At 66.6% G+C, this 17214-nt stretch carries 13 protein-coding genes and 1 pseudogene; 7 read left to right on the forward strand and 7 right to left on the reverse strand.

From position 1 onward, the window contains the following. A pseudogene (locus A2790_RS21385) lies at positions 1–611 on the forward strand (hypothetical protein); the annotation flags it as partial. A gap of 57 nt (positions 612–668) precedes the next feature. After that, on the forward strand, positions 669–1283 hold the full coding sequence (locus A2790_RS21390; RefSeq protein ID WP_293396180.1) for a recombinase family protein: 615 nt from the start codon (positions 669–671) through the stop codon (positions 1281–1283). Positions 1284–1471: 188 nt separating this feature from the next. Here A2790_RS21390 and A2790_RS21395 read toward each other — a convergent pair whose 3' ends face one another. From A2790_RS21395 to A2790_RS21405, 3 genes are all read right to left on the reverse strand, one after another. Further along, positions 1472–2881, reverse strand: coding sequence for a hypothetical protein (locus tag A2790_RS21395; RefSeq protein ID WP_293396183.1), 1410 nt, complete (start codon positions 2879–2881; stop codon positions 1472–1474). Further along, on the reverse strand, positions 2878–4299 hold the full coding sequence (locus A2790_RS21400) for an SMEK domain-containing protein (RefSeq protein ID WP_293396186.1): 1422 nt from the start codon (positions 4297–4299) through the stop codon (positions 2878–2880). Before A2790_RS21400 ends, A2790_RS21395 begins: the two co-directional genes overlap by 4 nt. A gap of 193 nt (positions 4300–4492) precedes the next feature. Beyond that, positions 4493–4783, reverse strand: a complete 291-nt coding sequence (locus tag A2790_RS21405; RefSeq protein ID WP_293396189.1) for a hypothetical protein — start codon at positions 4781–4783, stop codon at positions 4493–4495. A gap of 101 nt (positions 4784–4884) precedes the next feature. On the opposite strand from A2790_RS21405, the gene A2790_RS21410 reads away from it, so the two are divergent. After that, positions 4885–5586: a cation transporter gene (locus A2790_RS21410; protein WP_293396192.1), complete on the forward strand. Its 702-nt coding sequence runs from the start codon at positions 4885–4887 to the stop codon at positions 5584–5586. A 61-nt stretch (positions 5587–5647) separates the two neighbouring features. On the opposite strand, the gene A2790_RS21415 is transcribed toward A2790_RS21410, so the two are convergent. Next, the gene (locus A2790_RS21415; protein ID WP_293396195.1) at positions 5648–8494 is read right to left on the reverse strand and encodes a pitrilysin family protein; all 2847 of its coding nucleotides are present in this window, start codon (positions 8492–8494) and stop codon (positions 5648–5650) included. Between the two features lie 278 nt (positions 8495–8772). Here A2790_RS21415 and A2790_RS21420 point away from each other — a divergent pair, with 278 nt between their 5' ends. After that, positions 8773–9546 (forward strand): phosphatase PAP2 family protein, encoded by a 774-nt coding sequence (locus A2790_RS21420; RefSeq protein WP_293396198.1) that lies wholly within the window; start codon positions 8773–8775, stop codon positions 9544–9546. Here A2790_RS21420 and A2790_RS21425 read toward each other — a convergent pair. Then, entirely contained in the window at positions 9497–11947 is a 2451-nt protein-coding gene (locus tag A2790_RS21425; protein ID WP_293396201.1) for a PAS domain S-box protein, read from the reverse strand. The two genes, A2790_RS21420 and A2790_RS21425, sit on opposite strands and share 50 nt — an antisense overlap. A 283-nt stretch (positions 11948–12230) precedes the next feature. After that, positions 12231–12638: a VOC family protein gene (locus A2790_RS21430; RefSeq protein ID WP_293396204.1), complete on the reverse strand. Its 408-nt coding sequence runs from the start codon at positions 12636–12638 to the stop codon at positions 12231–12233. 140 nt (positions 12639–12778) lie between these two features. On the opposite strand from A2790_RS21430, the gene A2790_RS21435 reads away from it, so the two are divergent. Together A2790_RS21435 and A2790_RS21440 are read left to right on the forward strand one after the other, a co-directional pair. After that, the gene (locus A2790_RS21435) at positions 12779–14122 is read left to right on the forward strand and encodes a hypothetical protein (protein WP_293396207.1); all 1344 of its coding nucleotides are present in this window, start codon (positions 12779–12781) and stop codon (positions 14120–14122) included. Between the two features lie 168 nt (positions 14123–14290). Then, a complete protein-coding gene (locus A2790_RS21440) occupies positions 14291–16021 on the forward strand; it encodes an antitoxin Xre/MbcA/ParS toxin-binding domain-containing protein (RefSeq protein WP_293396210.1) in 1731 nt (576 codons plus the stop codon). A gap of 100 nt (positions 16022–16121) precedes the next feature. Here A2790_RS21440 and A2790_RS21445 read toward each other — a convergent pair whose 3' ends face one another. Continuing rightward, positions 16122–16349 carry a hypothetical protein gene (locus tag A2790_RS21445; protein ID WP_293396213.1) on the reverse strand — a complete coding sequence of 76 codons (228 nt, stop codon included), beginning with the start codon at positions 16347–16349 and terminating at the stop codon, positions 16122–16124. A gap of 413 nt (positions 16350–16762) precedes the next feature. Here A2790_RS21445 and A2790_RS21450 point away from each other — a divergent pair. Then, a partial coding sequence (locus tag A2790_RS21450) for a sigma-70 family RNA polymerase sigma factor (protein ID WP_293396216.1) occupies positions 16763–17214 on the forward strand: 452 nt, incomplete at its 3' end.

Raw genomic sequence — 17214 nt, forward strand, 5'->3', positions numbered from 1 at the left:
CATGGCCATGCTCAATCAGCATTTCAACAAAGCGGCCTGATCCCAACAAAGGCGCGGTGCCGCTCGGCGGTCCCGAATGTTTGCAACAGAGCCCGCGCGCCTTGGCTGGCCTGGCTATCGGGGCCGGTTGGCGGGTCCGGTCGGGTCGGCACCTGTTGCAGGCGAGCGAGATCCTGATCGACCTGGTGCTCTACAAAGAGTCCGGTCAGACACCCTTCGCGTGGCTGTTCGAGCCCGAGCGCATCGGCGGACCGTTCATCCTCAGCCTGCACGCCTCCGATCCGATCCAGGGGCTGGACGCCTTGCATGGCCGGAGCGCGCGGTCTCGCCGCAATGTCCTGTCGGCGCTGGCCACGTTGCTGAGCCGGCCGGCGCGGCTCGAAGGGGAGGTCACCGAGGTTCTGTCCTGGCGAACGGCGCCGGATCACCAGGGCCCTTATCGGACGCTCCTAGACCATGTCGGCAGTGAGGGACGGCGACGCCTCGAGGCGGCCCTGCAACACCTGCCGGATGCGATCGCTCTCCCGGCGGCCGCGGCGCTGGCGGACGAGGCCGGGGGCGGCTTGCACAAACCCCTTGCCTTTCGGGGCGATTATGAAAGAGGTTTGTGAAAGGCGGAGCGCCGCGGCCCGCATTGATCCTCGCGGGTCTTGCAAAAACGAGCGTTTGTGAAAGGGCTGAAAATGCTGATCGGTTACGCCCGGGTTTCGAAGGGCGATGACCAATCCACGGCCGCGCAGAAACGGGCGTTGAAGGAGGCGGGCTGCGATCGATTGTTCGAGGAGGCGGCGAGCGGCGGGCGCTGGGATCGGCCTCAACTGCATCGGATGTTGGACCATCTGCGGCCCAACGACATTGTCGTGGTGTGGAAGCTCGATCGGCTATCGCGCTCGCTGAAGGACCTGTTGCACATCCTGGAAAAGCTGGAGGCCGCCGGCGCCGGCTTCCGGTCGTTGACCGAAAGCATCGACACCACGACGCCCGCCGGCCGGATGATGATGCAGATGGTCGGCAGCTTCGCCGAGTTCGAACGCGCCATGATCCGCGAGCGCACCAGCGCTGGCCTGGCCGAGGCTCGCGCGGCCGGACGCATCGGCGGCCGCCGCGCGAAACTCACGCCTAGACAGCGGACCGACGTCGTCGAGAACGTGCTGTCAGGCCGCAAGTCCGCCGCCGAGATGGCCAGGCTCTACAAGGTGAGCGAAGCCACGATCAGCCGCACCGTCGCCGCCGGCAGAGCACAGGGGTCAGTCGCAACGAATTCGAACGAAACCGTCATCTGAAGGTGCGACTCGCATCGAATGCGAACACTGACATATGTTGCTGATATTGCTCGACAATTTCCGATAAGATATATTAGGCGATAATATGATCTCGCGCCCGTATGAGCGCGCGCTTGCTCAATTTCGAGGAGAAAACTTGAACTGAAAGCTCACACCGCACGGCCGCGTAGCCGCACCCCCTGCAGCCGTTACATGTAGAAGCTGTAGCTGACCTGAGGCTTTTCGCCCGCGGCGACGTACTTCATGATGTCCCCGATCTTCCGGGCGCACTCCAGGGTGATCGGCAGCCGACCGTCCATCTGGGTGTTGTTCCAGTTCATCTTCGTCAGCCCCAAGATTTCATCGCAAAGGCTCTCCAGCGACGAGTCCTGCTCGTAGACCGTTATCTTGAGCGGGCTGGGCACATACATGCCGGGGTAGGTCTTGTAGAAATCAACCGTGCCGCGGGTATAGAGCACGCCCTCGGCCTCGGAGATCGTCAGCAGCGTGCCGCGCTTCGGCGGATAGTCCTTGTCGCCGAACAGCCGAATGTCGGTGTCTGTGATCGCGACGAAATCCTTGGCGCGGATGCCCTTTTCATCGAGGGCGCGTAGGAACCCTTTTCGCTCGCTGTCCCGGAAGTGACTCGACTTGTGGATCACGATCCGAGCCGGCATGTGCTCCAGAGCTCGGTCGTACTCGTCGAGCGCATCGCGCAGCAACTCGTAGGCCTGATCCTCGCTCAGATACGGGTGCCGGTTCCTCTTGTCGATCGACACCGGCGTCCCGCGCAGAATGATCCCGTGCCCGAACTCGTCGAAGACCTGCGCCAAGCTTGACGACACCGTCTCCCCGTCCCGGCTCTTGTAGAACCCTATGCCGATGTAGCACGACCTAAGCTTCGCCTTGTCCTCGACAAGCCGCCAGGGAATCGTCCGGTTGCCCTTGTAGTAGAGCGCGGTGCAGAAGTTCCAGGCCTTAGTCGCGGCGTCCTGCTGGTCGGCGACGTGCTTGGTGAACACGATAGTCTTCTCGCGCACCAACTGTAGGGGCGTGCCAAGGTGCATGCACCGGGCCTTCAGGATACGCCTGAAATTGTGCTCAAGCTCGCTTTCGTTCTCTTCGTCGCCGCTGGCCATCGCCGTCATGGAGTCGAACATCTCGTTCGGCACCACGCAGACGATGACGTCCACGGACCTGTTCTCGGCCAGGAAGCGGATCTGCTCGTAATAGAGCTCGACGGCCCGCTCCACCCGGTCCGGGCGGGACGTGAGCTTCATGACCGCCGAGATCTCCGACTTCTTGAGAGTTCGGGTGTACTGCGGCGAATTGATGAGCCGGGTCAGGAATCCGTAGCTCTGATTGATGCCGCCGAAGCCGCGGAAGAGGTTCAGCAGCTGCGATTCTTTCTTGCGCTCGATCCCTCCGCGGCACCGCTCGAGCCACTCATCAAGAAGGTCGATCCCCTCCCCGCGGCCAACCACCCCAATGCGCAGCTCCGTGCGTCGCAACTCGTCGCGCTGGTCGTAGACGCCCATATGCTCAATCCCGGTCCGCGGGCAGATGTGCGTGCCGGTGCCGAACTCCAGCAGAGGCTCGGTGAGGGTGGTGAGCTTCATGCCGCTGCGCCTTCCGCAAGGTCTGCGGCGCCGGCATCGCCCTCGCCGGCCCCCGTTTCGTCCGCGTCGTGGACGTCGAACTCGACGAGGGAAAGGAAAGCCAATCCGCTGTCCGGGTCGCCGCGGGTGTTGGACAAGAAGTAGGCGACGAACCGCACCATGTTGCGGACGGTCTCATTATGCTCCAGGCGCTTCTGCTGGGACAGGAGATCGTCGTGCCAGTTCGATCTGCGGTAGGCGTCGTAGGAATAGAACCAGCTCGGCACGATCTGCGCGTACCAGGTCTCCCCCAGTTTCGTGAACGAGAGCTCGAACGACAGATGCTGGTGATGGGAGACCTTTGACGGGTCCTTCCTCTGGTACTTGAGCTCATAAACGCGGCGGGTCGACGTCTTCTTCCCGACCCAGGTCTCCTTGCGCTCCAGCTGCCCCTCCGCCGTGGGCACAAAGTAGAACACCCCCTCTTGGGTCTGCAGCCGCACATGGCGCGGCTTGAGCATCTCGCGGGTCTCGGCGGCGAGCAGTTGCTTGAGGATGTTCACATTGTCCGGCTCGGGCGAGTCGGCGAGGTCTGAGACCTGGAGTCGCTCGACCGACCCGGGGTCGACGACGCTGTTCAGGCCGCACTGCTCGATATCGTGGAACGAGAAGAGCTTATTGTCGTGGCAGACCCACGCGTCCGTCTCCACGCCGTTCAACAGCAGGGCCATCTTTGCGATCGACCTCCGGCCCCGCGCCTTGCCCTTGTAACCGAGCTCCACCTTAGCCCGCGCGATCACGGCCTCATCGTCGATGGAAAGCTCGGCCACATGGACGGCCGGCGGGAGCCGGATCTCTTGAAGGTTGGACGTGATCGCCGTCGGTGCCGCCACGCTCTCGGTGCTGAAGCTGATGTAGGCGTCAACTTCGCCCAGGATGTGCTTGAACTCGGCCAGCACCCGTTCCTGCGCGGCGAGCCTCAGCCCAGACACCTGCCCGAGCAGGTCGGTGAGGTCGATAATGTGCTTCTTACAGTTGAACGCGAACCGCCCGCTCAGCAGCTCGTTCACCGAAGCCTGGCTGTACGAGGCCTGCTTCCTGGCGAGCATGAGGATGAAGAGCTCGTCGAAGGTGTTGTAGTAGGCCCGGTCCATGAACTGTCGGACGGTGAACTTCACCTTTTCGAGGGTAGTCGACGAGGTGACCTGGAAGGCGACGCGGTCGTGGTCGTCTCCAAGGTCGATGCCAGGGAAGTTCTTTTGCTTCCGGTTCAGGTTGACGAGGTGCGGTAGGTTGTAGACCGATTTCAGGATGGGGATGAACGCATCCTCAAGCGCGAGGTTGATGTCGGTCCGCCCCTGGGCGGTCGCCAACTCTACCTGGACGACAATGCGGCTGACCACGTCGCGGAGCTGATTCTCGATTTCAAGCTGCCTCATCCCTCGTCCCCGGTCCCACGAACAGCAGGTCAAACGATGGGAACGCAGTGAGAACACTTCAAGGGGGCGGGGCAACCTGTCACAGCCGCTCCTCACCCTCCGCCGCCGAGGGCCAAAGCGCTGCCGCGGTTGCCGTCGGTGGGATACCGAGCCGCCCCCCCCTCTACGCGTCCGGGGCGCCGGCCTCCTTCGATTATTGATCAGGCGCCGTCGAACGAGGCTCATCGAGGCGGCGAAGGGCGTCGTTGATCTCCATGAGCGGCACAGGATCCTCCGCGCCGGGAAGCCAGCGCAGCCCAGGATGATCGGGAGGGGCGAAGGCGTCCGAGGCCCAGGCGGCCAGAAGTTCGCGCTTCTCCTCCAGGCTAAGGGCGGGATCCTTCACCACGTCCTCCGGTCGGTTGAAGCCGACAGGAGGGCGCATGAGCTGCGTGAGGAAGAGAAATCGGCCATGCGCGTGCGCCGCGCCGTCTCCCTGCTCCAACATCGATGGCCTCCACCACTGCGGTTCGTCCACACATAGCTAGGGCGGAGCGGCCTCACGGCAAGACGACCGCCAACGCGCGCGTATTGGCACGCGCACGGTTGCTGAACGCAGGCCGCCAACCTTACCTCCGCACCATGGACGACTGCTGTTCCGCGAAGGGATGCGAGCTGGAGCAGCTGGCCCGCGAGGCTGGCCAGCGCCGCGTGATGATCGCCATCAATACGGTGATGTTCTTCGTGGAGTTCGGCGCCGGCGTGGTCGCAGGATCGGCCGCGCTGATGGCCGACGCGGTGGACATGCTCGGCGACGCCTTCGTGTACGGCCTAAGCCTCTACGCCCTCGCACGAGGTCCGCGCTGGAAGGCCGGGGCGGCGCTCGCCAAGGGCGGGTTCATCCTTTTGTTCGGGATAGGCGTGCTGGTGGAGATCGGCGTCAAGATCGTTACCGGCGCGCCCCCGGCGTCCGGCCTAATGCTGCTGTTCGGGGGTCTCGCCCTTGCGGCGAACCTGGCCTGCCTTGGCCTGCTGTGGCGCTATCGTCGGGAGGACGTGAACATGTCGAGCACCTTCGAGTGCTCCAGGAACGACGTCATCGCAAACGTCGGCGTGCTCTCGGCGGCCTTTGCTGTTTCCGTGACCCACGCCGCCTGGCCCGACATCCTGGTCGCCGCGGCGATCGCCGCGCTGTTCCTCCGATCGTCAGCGCGCGTCCTGAGCTCCGGCTGGCGTGAGTTCAAGCGGCCGAACACGGACCAGCCGACCTTCGCGATCTCGCCCCGTCGCGCCGCGAAGGTCGACTAACCCCAGTCCTCGGCAGCGGCCAAGCGGTCACCGCCGTGAAGCCTGGGCTGAGTACCTGGGCCTAATCCGGCCGTACGGTCTCAACGGGCAGTCCAAGGCCCTCGAGCTGTCCTCTGACCTTGGAAGCATCGCCGACGACCACCCAGACAATCCGCGCCGGGTCGATCGCCGCGCGGGCCGCGGCGTCGAGCTTCTGAGCGGTCATGCCGCGATAGCGGTCCGCGACCTTCTCCCAGTAGTCGTCGGGGCGGCGGTAGAGGGCGTTGCTCCGCAGGGCGCCGAGGACCGCCGCGGAGGTCTCGAACTGACCGGCGAGCTGACGCGTGTTGGCGTTGATCACCTGCTGGAGCTCGACCGGCGTGATCCCCCTGCCGCCCACCATATCGCGGACGTGGGTGACCAGGGCCTGCACCGCTGGGCCGGTCTTGTCGGCCTGGACGGGCGCGATCAGCAGCAGGCTTGAGCGGTCCTCGAGCAGATCGACGCTGCTCCGGGCGCCGTACGACCAGCCCTTGGTCTCCCTCAGGTCCATGTTGATGCGCGACAGGAAATTGCCACCGAGCACCTCGTTGGCGGCCCTGAGGTCGAGCGTATCGTCGCTGCCGCGGACGGGAAGCACTTGGCCGGCGTAGATGTAGGACTGCGGCGACTGCGGCCGGTCCACCAGGACAATCCGCGCGTGAGCCGCGGGAGGTTCGACAGCGAAGTGCTTCTCACCTTTGGGCGCAGCCGGCGGACGCCAGTCCCCGAAGCGGCGCTCCAGCTCGGCGACCAGGCTCGAGAGCGGGATGTCGCCAACCGCGAAGATCGTGGCCGTGTCCGGCCGGATCCACGCCTGATGCACTCGGACCAGGTCCTCACGGCGCACCGCCTTGATCGACGCTTCACGTCCGGTCCCGGAGGGCGGATGTCCATAGGGGTGCTCTGGACCGTAGATCAGCGGCGGAAGCGCTCGCTGCGCCAAGCCGGCCGGCTGGGTGAGCTCCTCGGCGATGAGGGCGAGCTGCTGGGCCCGCAAGCGCTCCACCTCCGCCGGCGCAAACGCCGGGTTGCGGATGATGTCCGCCAGCAGGTCCAGCGACGGCCCGAGGTTCGGCGTCATGGCCGTCATGAGCAGGGCCGAGCGGTCGCGCGAGGCTGCAGGCTGAATCTGGGCGCCGAGCCGCTCCTGTTCCTCGGCGATCTGCACGGAGCTGCGGCTGGTCGTGCCCTCGGGCAGCAGGCGTAGCATCAGAGACTGGACGCCGGCGGCGTTCGGCGGGTCCGCCGCGACGCCGGCGTTGAACTCCGCGGCGAGGCGGATCACCGGCACCGTCTGGCGCCGGGCGTACACCACCTCGATGCCGTTGGAGAGGCGCGCCCGCTCCACTTCCGGGAAGTCGAGGTCAGCGATTTGGCCGACCGACGGCGGCTTCCGTTCGGTTCTCGCAAGCGCGGCCGCCCCGGCGGCGGCGGGCTCTCCGGGCTTCGCGACGGTCGCCTGCCCAGACGTTGCGGTCTCGCTCGCAGACGCCCGCGCCGCGGCCGCCTCTTCGTAAGGTCCCCGTTCGCCGGGGACGACGGTCAGCGCGTAGACCGGGCGCGTGAGCCACTTGCGCAGCACCTGCTGGACGTCGGCCGGCGTCACGCGGCCGAGCGCGAGGAGCCGCTTGCGGTAGAATTCCGGGTCGTCGGCGTAGAGCGCGCCCTCCGCCAGCGCGGTGGCCTTCCCGCCGAAGCCGCCGACCTGTTCGAGGCCGCGGATGCGGCCGGCGACTTCGGTCATGACGACCCGCTGGACCTCATCCGCTGTCGGCCCCTTGGCGATCAGGTCGGCGATGATGGCGTCCAGGCGGCGCGCCACCGCGTCGGCGTCGGCGCCCGGTTTCACGTCGACCTGCACCTCGAAGATTCCGACCCGGTGGAAGGCCTGGTTCTCGGCTGACACCCGCACGGCCGTCTGGTCCTTGCGGACCAGCTCGTTGTCGAGGCGAGAGCTCGACAGGCCGCCAAGGACGCCGGCGGCGACTGTCAAGGCGGCGCTCTCGGAGTCCAGCAGGCCCGGAACGGCCCAGTTGCGGTACAGCCGGGTGTTGGCCACTCGGTCCTTCATCACCTCGATGGCGGGCGCGGGGAGCGTCGGCACGGGGGCCATCGCCGGACGGTTCTCTGGCCCGCGGGGAATGTGCCCGAAGTACTTCTCCACAAGCGGTCGGGCCTCGGCGGCGGATATGTCGCCCGCGAGCACAAGGACGGCGTTGTTCGGGCCGTATTTTGCGCGGAACCAGGACCTCACGTCGTCCAGCGAGGCGGCGTCGAGATCGGCCATCGAGCCGATGGTGGCATGACGATAAGGGTGGCCTGCGGGAAATAGGGCGGCGAGCTGCGCATACTCCACCAGGCCGAACGGTTGGTTGTCGCCCTGGCGCTTCTCGTTCTGCACCACGCCGACCTGGTTGGTCAGCGTCTCCTGGCTGACCGCCCCCAGAAGGAGGCCCATTCGGTCGCTTTCCAGGAAGAGCACGCGCTCCAGGGCGGGGCGCGGGACGGTCTGGAAATAGTTGGTGCGGTCGAACCAGGTCGTCCCGTTGAAGTCGGTGGCTCCGACCTCACGAAGGGGCTCGAAGTAGTCGCCCGGCGCGTTCTCCGAGCCGTTGAACATCAGGTGTTCGAACAGGTGGGCGAAGCCCGTTCGTCCAGGCGGCTCGTCCTTCGAACCGACATTGTACCAGACCGACACCGCCACCACGGGCGCCTTGCGGTCCTCGTGCACGAGGACGCGCAATCCGTTGGCCAGGGTGAACTGGGTGTAAGGGATATCCACTTTCCTCACCAGGTCGGCGACCGTGGCGGGAGGTGAGCTGGCGGTGGCCGCACGCGGCGTTTCGCGAGCGTCGGCGACTGAGGTCGCGCCAGCGGCGACCAACATGCTGGGCACCATCGAAAGAACCATGAGCAACCGGCGCATTGGATCTCTTGTGTGTTGGCTTCGTCGCGAGCGCGACAGCAGCCGCGCTTCGTTTGGATCGACTGGATTTAGGTCGCGCTTCACGTTCCGGAAGACGTCCGCTGCCCTTGCAGCCCCTCATGGCGACCTATCTAGAACCAGGTTGGAGCACATCCGCGCCTGGAATGGGACTGAGCAGACCAAACCGAAAAGACTGGGAGCGCCTCGCGCCCGAGCGCTGGACAGCCGAAGGTTCGGCGGTGCGCCAGGGGCTCGTGCGCTCCATGGAGCTCATGGTGCGGGAGATCGGCGCCGTCGTCGCCCTTCTCGTCGTGGCGCTTTGCGCTCTGGTGTTCCTGGAGATCGTCGATGAGGTGGTCGAGGGCGAGACTGAGACGGTCGATCGCCAGATCGTCGTCGCCTTGCGGACCGGGGACGGCAATGACCCACTCGGCCCAAAGTGGCTCGAGATGACGGCCGCGGACATAACGGCGCTGGGCTCCACCTCGGTCCTCGTGCTGGTGGTCGCCTTCGTCGCCGGTCTGTTCACGATGCTGAGCCGCCGCCGCGAAGCCTTCCTGCTCGTGGTCGCGGCCGCGGGCGGGACCGCCCTGAGCAATGGGCTGAAGGCGCTGTTCGATCGCGAACGGCCCGAGGCCGCGCTCCGCGCCGTCGAGGTGATGAACCCCAGCTTCCCCTCGGGCCACGCGATGCTCTCGGCCGTGGTGTTCCTGACCATCGGCGTCCTCTCCGCCCACTTCGCGCAGCGAACGCGGGTGAAGGTCTATGTCGTGGCCGCGGCGATCACCGCCGCCCTGCTGATCGGGCTGACGCGGGTTTATCTTGGGGTGCATTGGCCAAGCGACGTGCTGGCCGGCTGGAGCCTGGGCGCTGCATGGGCGCTCGCCTGCTGGCTCGCGGCGCGGGCGATCGAGCTTCGCTGGCGCACCTCAGCGACAGAGGGTCGGGAGAGGGCAGCCGGGCCTAGGCGTCCAGGATCGCGCGCACCTTCGCCGCGAGCTGGTCCACCGTGAAGGGTTTGCCGATCAGCTCGACGCCGGGATCGAGCACGCCATTGTGCACGACCGCGTTGCGCGTGTAGCCGGTCGTGAACAGCACCTTCAGCTCAGGGCGCCGGCGCAGCGCTTCGTCGGCGAGCTTGCGGCCGTTGACCTCGGGCATCACCACGTCGGTGAACAGCAGGGTGATCTCGGGGTTCGAATCGATCAGCCGCAGAGCTTGTTCGGCGCCGTCGGCCGAAAGGACCCGGTAGCCGAGCTCGATCAGGGCGTCGACGCTGAACTGGCGGACGGCTGGCTCGTCCTCCACGACCAGGATCAGCTCGCGTTCGTCGCCCTGCAGCGCCGCCGTGTCCGGCGGTCCGCTCTCGACTTCCGTCCCGCTCGCCATCGAGCGGGGCAGGTAGATCTTGACCGTCGTCCCCTGCCCCACTTCGGAATAGATCTTCACGTGGCCGCCGGACTGCTTGACGAAGCCGTACACCTGGCTGAGGCCCAGGCCGGTGCCCTTCCCCACGGACTTGGTGGTGAAGAACGGATCGAAGGCCTTCGCCGCGGTCTCCGCGCTCATCCCGACACCCGTGTCGGTGACCGCGATCATGACGTACTGGCCGGGGGGCACGCCGATGTGCTGGGCGACGTACCGCTCGTCGAGGTGACAGTTCTGGGTCTCAATGGTGAGCCGGCCGCGCTCCGGCATGGCGTCGCGTGCATTGACCGCAAGGTTCAGGATGGCGCTTTCGAGCTGGTTGCGGTCGGCCTCGATCCGCCAGACGCCCGCCGCCAGCACCGTCTCCAGGCGCACCGAGCCGCCCAGCGAATGATGCAGGAACTCGGACATGCCGCCGACCAGCTTGTTGGTGTCGAGCGGCTCCGGGCGAAGCGGCTGCTGGCGGGAGAACGCCAGCAGCCGCTGGGTCAATGTCGCGGCCCGCTGGGCGCCCTCCACGGCGGCGTCCAGGTAGCGGACGGCGCGCGCGTCCGTTGGCGGGAGGCGGCGCTTCAATAGGTCCAGCGAGCCCATGACCACGGCCAGCATGTTGTTGAAGTCATGGCCGATGCCGCCGGTGAGCTGGCCCACCGTCTCCATCTTCTGCGCCTGGCGCAGCGCCTCGGAGACCTGCTCGCGCTCAGCCACCTCCTCGGCGACGCGGCGTTCCAGGTTCTCGTTGAGCTCGCGCAGCTCCGCGTCGGCCTTTTTCCGCGCCGTGATGTCGATGGCGGCGCCGATCACCCGGACGCAGCGGCCCTGCGCGTCGAAGATTCCGCGGCCCTTGGCGGCCACCCAACGGACCTGGCCGTCCTCTCGGCCGACCGTTCTGTACTCTACGTCGTACAGCGCCCGCTCCAGGGGATCACAGGCGGCGGCGAAGGCCGCGGCCGTGGATTCCCGGTCGTCGGGATGCAGGCCTTCGTAGAAGTCCTGCATGGAGACGGGCGCGTCGGGCGAGATCCCGAACATCGCCTTCACGATCGGGGGCCAGATCAGCACGTCGTTGACGACATCGACGTCCCAGAACCCGACCTCGGCGGCCTCGGTAGCGAGGCGCAGCCGCTCCTCGGTTTCCCGCAGCGCCTGCTCGTGTTCCCGACGGTCCTCGATGTCGATCACCGAGCCGATGTAGCCTAGGAACGCGCCGTCGGAGTCGAACCTCGGCGCCGCCGCGTCGATCGCCAGGCGGTAGGACCCGTCGGCCCGTCGCAGGCGATACTCCAACCGGAAGGGCTCCCGGCGGGCGTTCGCTTCGAGAAAGATGCGGCCGGACTCCGCCTCGTCATCCGGGTGGACGGCCTTCAGCCAGCCAAGACCCAAGGCTTCGGCTTCCGTTTGACCGGTGAACTCGTACCAGCTGCGGTTCAGGTAGACGCACGCGCCGTCAGCGTCCGTCACCCACATCATGACCGGCGCGTGGTCGGCCATGTTGCGGAAGCGCGCCTCGCTCTCGCGGAATGCGGCTTCAGCCTGCATCTGGCGAGAAATTTCGGTGTTCACGCCAAACCAGCGGATCACGCGGCCGGCGTCGTCCTGCAAGGGGCAGACGCGCGTGAGGAACGGCCGGAACACCCCGTCGGCGCCGCGCAGCGGAAACACCATTTCGAACGGCTCGCCGCTGGCGATGGAGCGCTGCCAAGCCTCAAGCACTTCGGGGAGCACGGCGGGATCGTGGACCGACTGCCAGCCCCAACCCTCCATTTCGGCGGGGGTCGTCCCACAGTATTCGTGCCAGCGCCGATTGTACCAGACGATGTAGCCGTCGCCGTTGGCGACCCAGCACAGGGTCGGCAGGTTGTCGGCGAGCAGGCGGAATGTCTGCCCATCGAGGTCGCCGGCCGTCAGGTTTGTGGCGGCCTCGGCTGTTCTCGCGCCCGTCCGCCAGAAGGTTGCGCCGAAATCGGCTGCGCTGGTCTGGTTCATTACGACGGCGTCTTTCAGCGCGCGGCTCTAGTCAGCATCGAGGGCGCCGAAGAGCGCGGGGCGAGATATGACGGTCGGGGGCCGATTGCCTGTCGGGTGGGACGTAAACTGCCGGAGTCGTCCGGAAACTCACTGAACATGCGCCCTCGCCCGATCAGGTTGGTTGGCTTGGCCGCTCCCCCAGCCGCCAGTTATCCGGTCCCCGGCCTCAGTGACAAGCGGCTCTGTCGAACCGTTGAAGAAGAGCCGCCGGGGATCGCCTCGTGCTTATCCCACGGAGCATTCATTCTGCTGGAGCCGGTCCGCGGTGGCAGGCTTCGATATTGTTGCCATCAGGATCCAATACGAACGCGGCGTAGTAGTCGCCCGGCCCGGGCCGAGGCCCGGGCTCGCCGTTGTCGCGGCCGCCAGCGGCGAGTGCAGCCTGGTGGAAGGCGTCCACAGCGTTGCGGCTCGGCGCCGCGAAGGCGACGTGGATTGGACTTTGCCCTGCCTTGGCGCTCTCCCCCCAGAAAGTCGGCCGGGTCGTTCCGATCCAGAAGAAGGGGATCATCGCCTCTGCGCCGTGGCACAGGATGAAGGCCTCAGGGCCGCCGTCGAGGATTTGCAGGCCGAGCGGTCCGGCGATCGCCGAGTAGAAGCGACGCGCCCTCTCCAGGTCTGAACCAACGAAGCCGCCATGGTCCAGCATGCCGCCCGAACGCAGAGTCCTCGAACCGCGTTCCGCGCTCCATCGCCCCTGGCTGCGGAGGCGGACTCCGCCAATACTCCCGCTCGAGATCGCGCTTCGAAGTGATCGCCGATCCGTTGTTGAACTCACGATCGACGCCCGTGACCGAGACCCTGTACAGGCTGATCTTCAACCGGCTCCACGGAATGACGCACCGGGAGCTGAGCGAACGCCCCCAGCGTATGGCCGGCTTCTTCGTCCCCGAAGGAGAGGGCCTGTCGAAGGCGGACCGCATAAAGCTTGCTCTCGACGGGCTCTCCGCCAGAGAGCTGGCCAGGATCGGCAAGCAGATGGCCGAGGCGCTGGGGGATCTCGGCCTGGACGAGGCGGCGCTCCTCGAGCTGGAGTCCGATGATCCCCCGATCACCGAGATCACCAGGCGCGACGTCGCGCGCGTGTTCGAAGACGATCTCGCAGGCGAACGGCCGCTGCTGGAGATGGTGGAGCGGCTCTTCGAGCTGCAGTCGCCAATCGAAAGCCTATTCGGCCCATCGGGCAAAAGCCTTCGCGATCAGATCGAGCGCCACATGGTGCGCAATCCCGGCGATTGGAGCGTCGAGGACCTGTTCTTGAAGATCGGCGCCCTCCAGTGCTCCCGCGCCCGGTTCGCGGCCCTGATCGAAGCGGCGGTCCATCCCCTCGCGCGCCGCGGTGAGGCGCAAGCCACGAAGGTCGCTGCGGTCAACCAGGTCCTGGCGCGGGACGGCTATGAACTGGCGCCCTGTGGGGAGGAGTCCGGCTATCCGATATTCCGCCTTCAGCCGGTCGCCCGGGGCGTGCGGGGCCGGCCCAAGAATCTGATCTTCGCCTCCCGCGGCCCCAAACCCGAGATCGGCTTCGCGGACGCGATCAACAACGACATCGTCATCCTATCCGGCGCGGACAGCTGTCTGGTCTACGACCGCCCGATCGGCGCCGACGGCCTGCTCTGGTCGCAGTTGGTGGACTGGTGGGCGCGCCATCCTGAGGGCGGAACGGAAGACCCCGCGGCCCGCCTGGGCGCCCGCCTACAGCAGTCGTTGGCCTCCGACGCCGAGCGCAAGCTCTTCGCCACATACTTCAAGCACTTCCGACCGACGCTCGGCGCCGCGCTTCCGGCGCTCATCCCGCAAGTCTACCTCCACTACGATCCCGCTGTGGTGAAGACCCTCAGCCGCCGGCTGCCGCTTCCCCGGCAGCGCATGGACTTTCTCCTTTTGCTGCCGCGGCGCCAACGCGTGGTCCTCGAGGTCGACGGCTCCCACCATTTCTCCCGAGATGGCCAGCCGTCCCTGGCGGCCTACGCCGAGATGGTCTCCGCGGATCGCGAGCTGAGGCTCGCCGGCTACGAGGTCTATCGGTTCGGCGCGAACGAACTGGTGGGAAGCGGCGCCGAACACCGCATCCGCGACTTCTTCGACAAGCTCTTCAGACTACACGCCGTCCCCGGCACCTCCGGCGACTGAGCCATGGCGAGGCGAAGCGTCTTCGGCGAGGCGGACCACACGCCATTCGGCGCGTCGGGCCTTGAGCTCATCTACGGCCGCGAAGCGGACGGCGCCCTCGTCCATGTCTCGGCTGTTCGCTCGGGTCTCGCATGCGCCTGCGTCTGTCCGGCGTGCGAACGGCGCCTGGTGGCGCGCAAGGGCAAACGGACTGCCCATCACTTCGCCCACTACGGCTCTGGCGCCGGCTGCGGAAAGGCGGTGGAGACCAACGCTCACATCTGGGCGAAGGAGGTTCTGGAACGGACCCGGCAAATCCTCCTGCCGGCGATCGAAGCCGAAGAGGAGGGGCGTCATGAAGTCGCTCGTCCAGCCAGCATGTTCAAGTTCGACGAAGTGCGGCTCGAGAAGCGGTTCGGAGACATCGTGCCGGACGTGATCGTCCGCGCGGGCGCGCGCGAACTGCTCGTCGAGGTCTACGTCACCCATCGCTGCGACGACGCCAAGGTCGACAAGATCAGGGCGGGCGGCGTGTCGGCGATGGAGGTTGACCTGAGCGGGCTCCGCACCTGCCAGGATCCCAAACGCGTCGCAGCAGCGCTGCTTCGCACGGCGCCTCGTGCATGGCTGTACAATCCATTCGTCGACGCGACGGCACAGAAGCTGAGGGCGAGGGTCGCCAGGGAAAAGGCCGACGCTGCGGCCGCCCTGCGCCGGCAGGCCGCGCGGATGATCGCCGACGCCCGGAAAGCCCGCCGATCGCCTGGGGGACATCGCGGCGATGAGGGCGGAAAGGTGAGAAGTCTCGGCCGTGGGGCGTTCCTGTTGTGGAGCCCGCCTTCTCAGGACGGCTTCACCGTGGACCCCACGAGCTGGCAGGCGGCTGTCTTCGCTCGGTGCATCATGGGTTTCGGCTCCGGCCCTGTGTGGTCCCGGCAGAGCTTCGACGCCTACGATGTCCTGGAGCGCATCAAGGACTGCGTTGCGCCCGCTTTCGGCAAGCGCCTCGGCCGCGGGCTGGTCGAGGCGCTGCGGGAAGTAGACCCCAGCTTCATACCGCCCTCCGTGACGGTCGGCCGCTACCTGGCCTGGCTTGCTGAGGCCGGTGCCCTGATTGACGACGGCTATGGCTATCAAGTGTCGCACCGCGAAGCGCAGGACCTCGCGAAGCTGAAGCGACGTCGAGAAGTGATCGCCGCCCGGCGCAGCCGCGCGATGGACCGGGTCTCGGCCATCGTCGAGAAGGTCCCGGAACTGGAAAGAACAGGGTTCGATCTGGCCCTATGGATGCACGCGCCTCTGCCCGATCTCGGAACAAGCGTCGAAGAGCTGATCGAGGCGGACGATCAGGCCTGGTGGACCTTCGAGGCGCGCCTCGATCGCTTGGAATCGATGCAGGCGGGCTGGAGCTGGACCGAAAGCCTGGTGGGCCTCCCGCTTGCGGGCGAGTTGACCCGAGCCAAGGAACGCGAACGGGCCAAGGACGAAGCCGCCGCCGAACGGAAACGTCAGGAGAAGGAGGCCGCCGCACAGAACCGGCTGGCCGTCGCCGTGGCGCGCGCAGAGGGTCTCCTTGGAGTCGAGGCGGCGGCTGAATGGCTTCGCCGACCCGGGCGAAACAGCGGGGTCAGTCCGGCCGACGCGGCCAGGACCAGCGGCGAAGGGCTCGAGAAGGTTCTTCGGGCCCTCCAGCGCATCGAGACCGAGAGGCGCGAACAGCAGGCGCGCGAAGACGCTCAGGCGAGCGCCAGGGACGACTTGCGGCGCGCCGCCGCCAGGGTGTTCGATGAGGCCCGGGCTGAGGTCTTCTTGAAGAGCGCCCATCCGGCTCTCGGCGGCCAGAGCCCCCTCGCCTACTGCGCCGATGCGGTCAGCCTGCGCGCCTGCCTCGGCCTGCTGCCCGCGCGGCGCCGATCCTGACAGGGAACAAGCTTGAGCAGGGAACCGGCCCGGAGCGCTACGACATGAAGAAGCGTGGACTGCGGCCGCGAGAACAGGCGCGCCGGGCGCGAGGGGAAACCTAGCCGCCGAGGTCGTCCTCGGAGGGCTCGAGCCATTCCAGGATCTGCGCGACCCGTCCGGTCGGCAGCGGCTTGCCCGCGGCGCGCATCGCCTCCTCGTTCGCCAGCCAGGACCTGGCCTCCAGCAGCTCCTCTTCGCTGGCGCCGAGTCCTGCGATCTCGGCCGCCGCCGCCTCGTCGAGCGGACCAAGCACGCGTTCCAGAGACTCTCGGTTGAGGATCGTCATGTCTGGACCTCCTGATTGTCGCCGACGGCGCAGCTCGGCTGCGCACATGCGCTGATCGAAAGCGGCTAACGAGGTGGCAGTTCCACGGGCGGACAGCCTGTCGCGCGGCATCCGACCTCATCCCGTAGGCCGAAAGATGGAGTCATGGCTGTCGCGCGCCCTGGAGCGGCAGGACGGAGACATCGCCCGCATCAGCGACCTCCGAAAGCGCGCGACGCCGCCGCAACTCCGGCCCAAAAAAGCGGCGCGAGCGGACCCTCAACGCCTTGAAATCCCTTGAACAATACCTAGCGGCGCCGCAGCGGAAAATCTTCCTAAACCGCGCAACCAATCTGCGCGTAGGCAGTTAAGCGCGATGCCACGTGCGAGCAATAAAGTGCACAGTCCATGGCTTACTGATGGAGTGAAAGACCGTGTCCGTTGCGTTGACCTTGCCTTCTGCCGAAGGCGGGCTGCGCCGATACCTAACCGAGATCCGGAAGTACCCGCTGCTCGGCAAAGACGAAGAGTACATGCTGGCCAAGCGGTGGCGTGAACACGAGGATCCGGAGGCGGCGCACCGCCTCGTCACCAGCCATCTGCGACTCTCGGCCAAGATCGCCCTGAGCTACCGCGGCTACGGCCTGCCCATGGGGGAAGTGATTTCCGAGGGCAATCTCGGCCTCATGCATGCGGTGAAGAAGTTCGATCCCGACAAGGGCTTCCGGCTGGCCACCTACGCCATCTGGTGGATCCGGGCCGCGATCCAGGAATACATCCTGCGATCCTGGTCGCTCGTGAAGCTCGGCACCAGCGCGGTGCAGAAGAAGCTGTTCTTCAACCTGCGGCGCGCCAAGGCCCGCATCTCCGCCCTTTCGGACGGCGA

This window comes from Phenylobacterium sp. RIFCSPHIGHO2_01_FULL_69_31 (genome assembly GCF_001824475.1).
Classification (GTDB): domain Bacteria; phylum Pseudomonadota; class Alphaproteobacteria; order Caulobacterales; family Caulobacteraceae; genus Phenylobacterium.

Bases quoted from the DNA above. Each gene is read 5' to 3' on its own strand.
- A2790_RS21430 (WP_293396204.1), bottom strand. From the start codon at position 12,638: ATGCTGGACCATGGCGGCTTCGTTGGTTCAGACCTGGAGAGGGCGCGT.
- A2790_RS21415 (WP_293396195.1), bottom strand. From the start codon at position 8,494: ATGTTGGTCGCCGCTGGCGCGACCTCAGTCGCCGACGCTCGCGAAACG.
- A2790_RS21400 (WP_293396186.1), bottom strand. From the start codon at position 4,299: ATGAGGCAGCTTGAAATCGAGAATCAGCTCCGCGACGTGGTCAGCCGC.
- A2790_RS21395 (WP_293396183.1), bottom strand. From the start codon at position 2,881: ATGAAGCTCACCACCCTCACCGAGCCTCTGCTGGAGTTCGGCACCGGC.
- A2790_RS21445 (WP_293396213.1), bottom strand. From the start codon at position 16,349: ATGACGATCCTCAACCGAGAGTCTCTGGAACGCGTGCTTGGTCCGCTC.
- A2790_RS21425 (WP_293396201.1), bottom strand. From the start codon at position 11,947: ATGAACCAGACCAGCGCAGCCGATTTCGGCGCAACCTTCTGGCGGACG.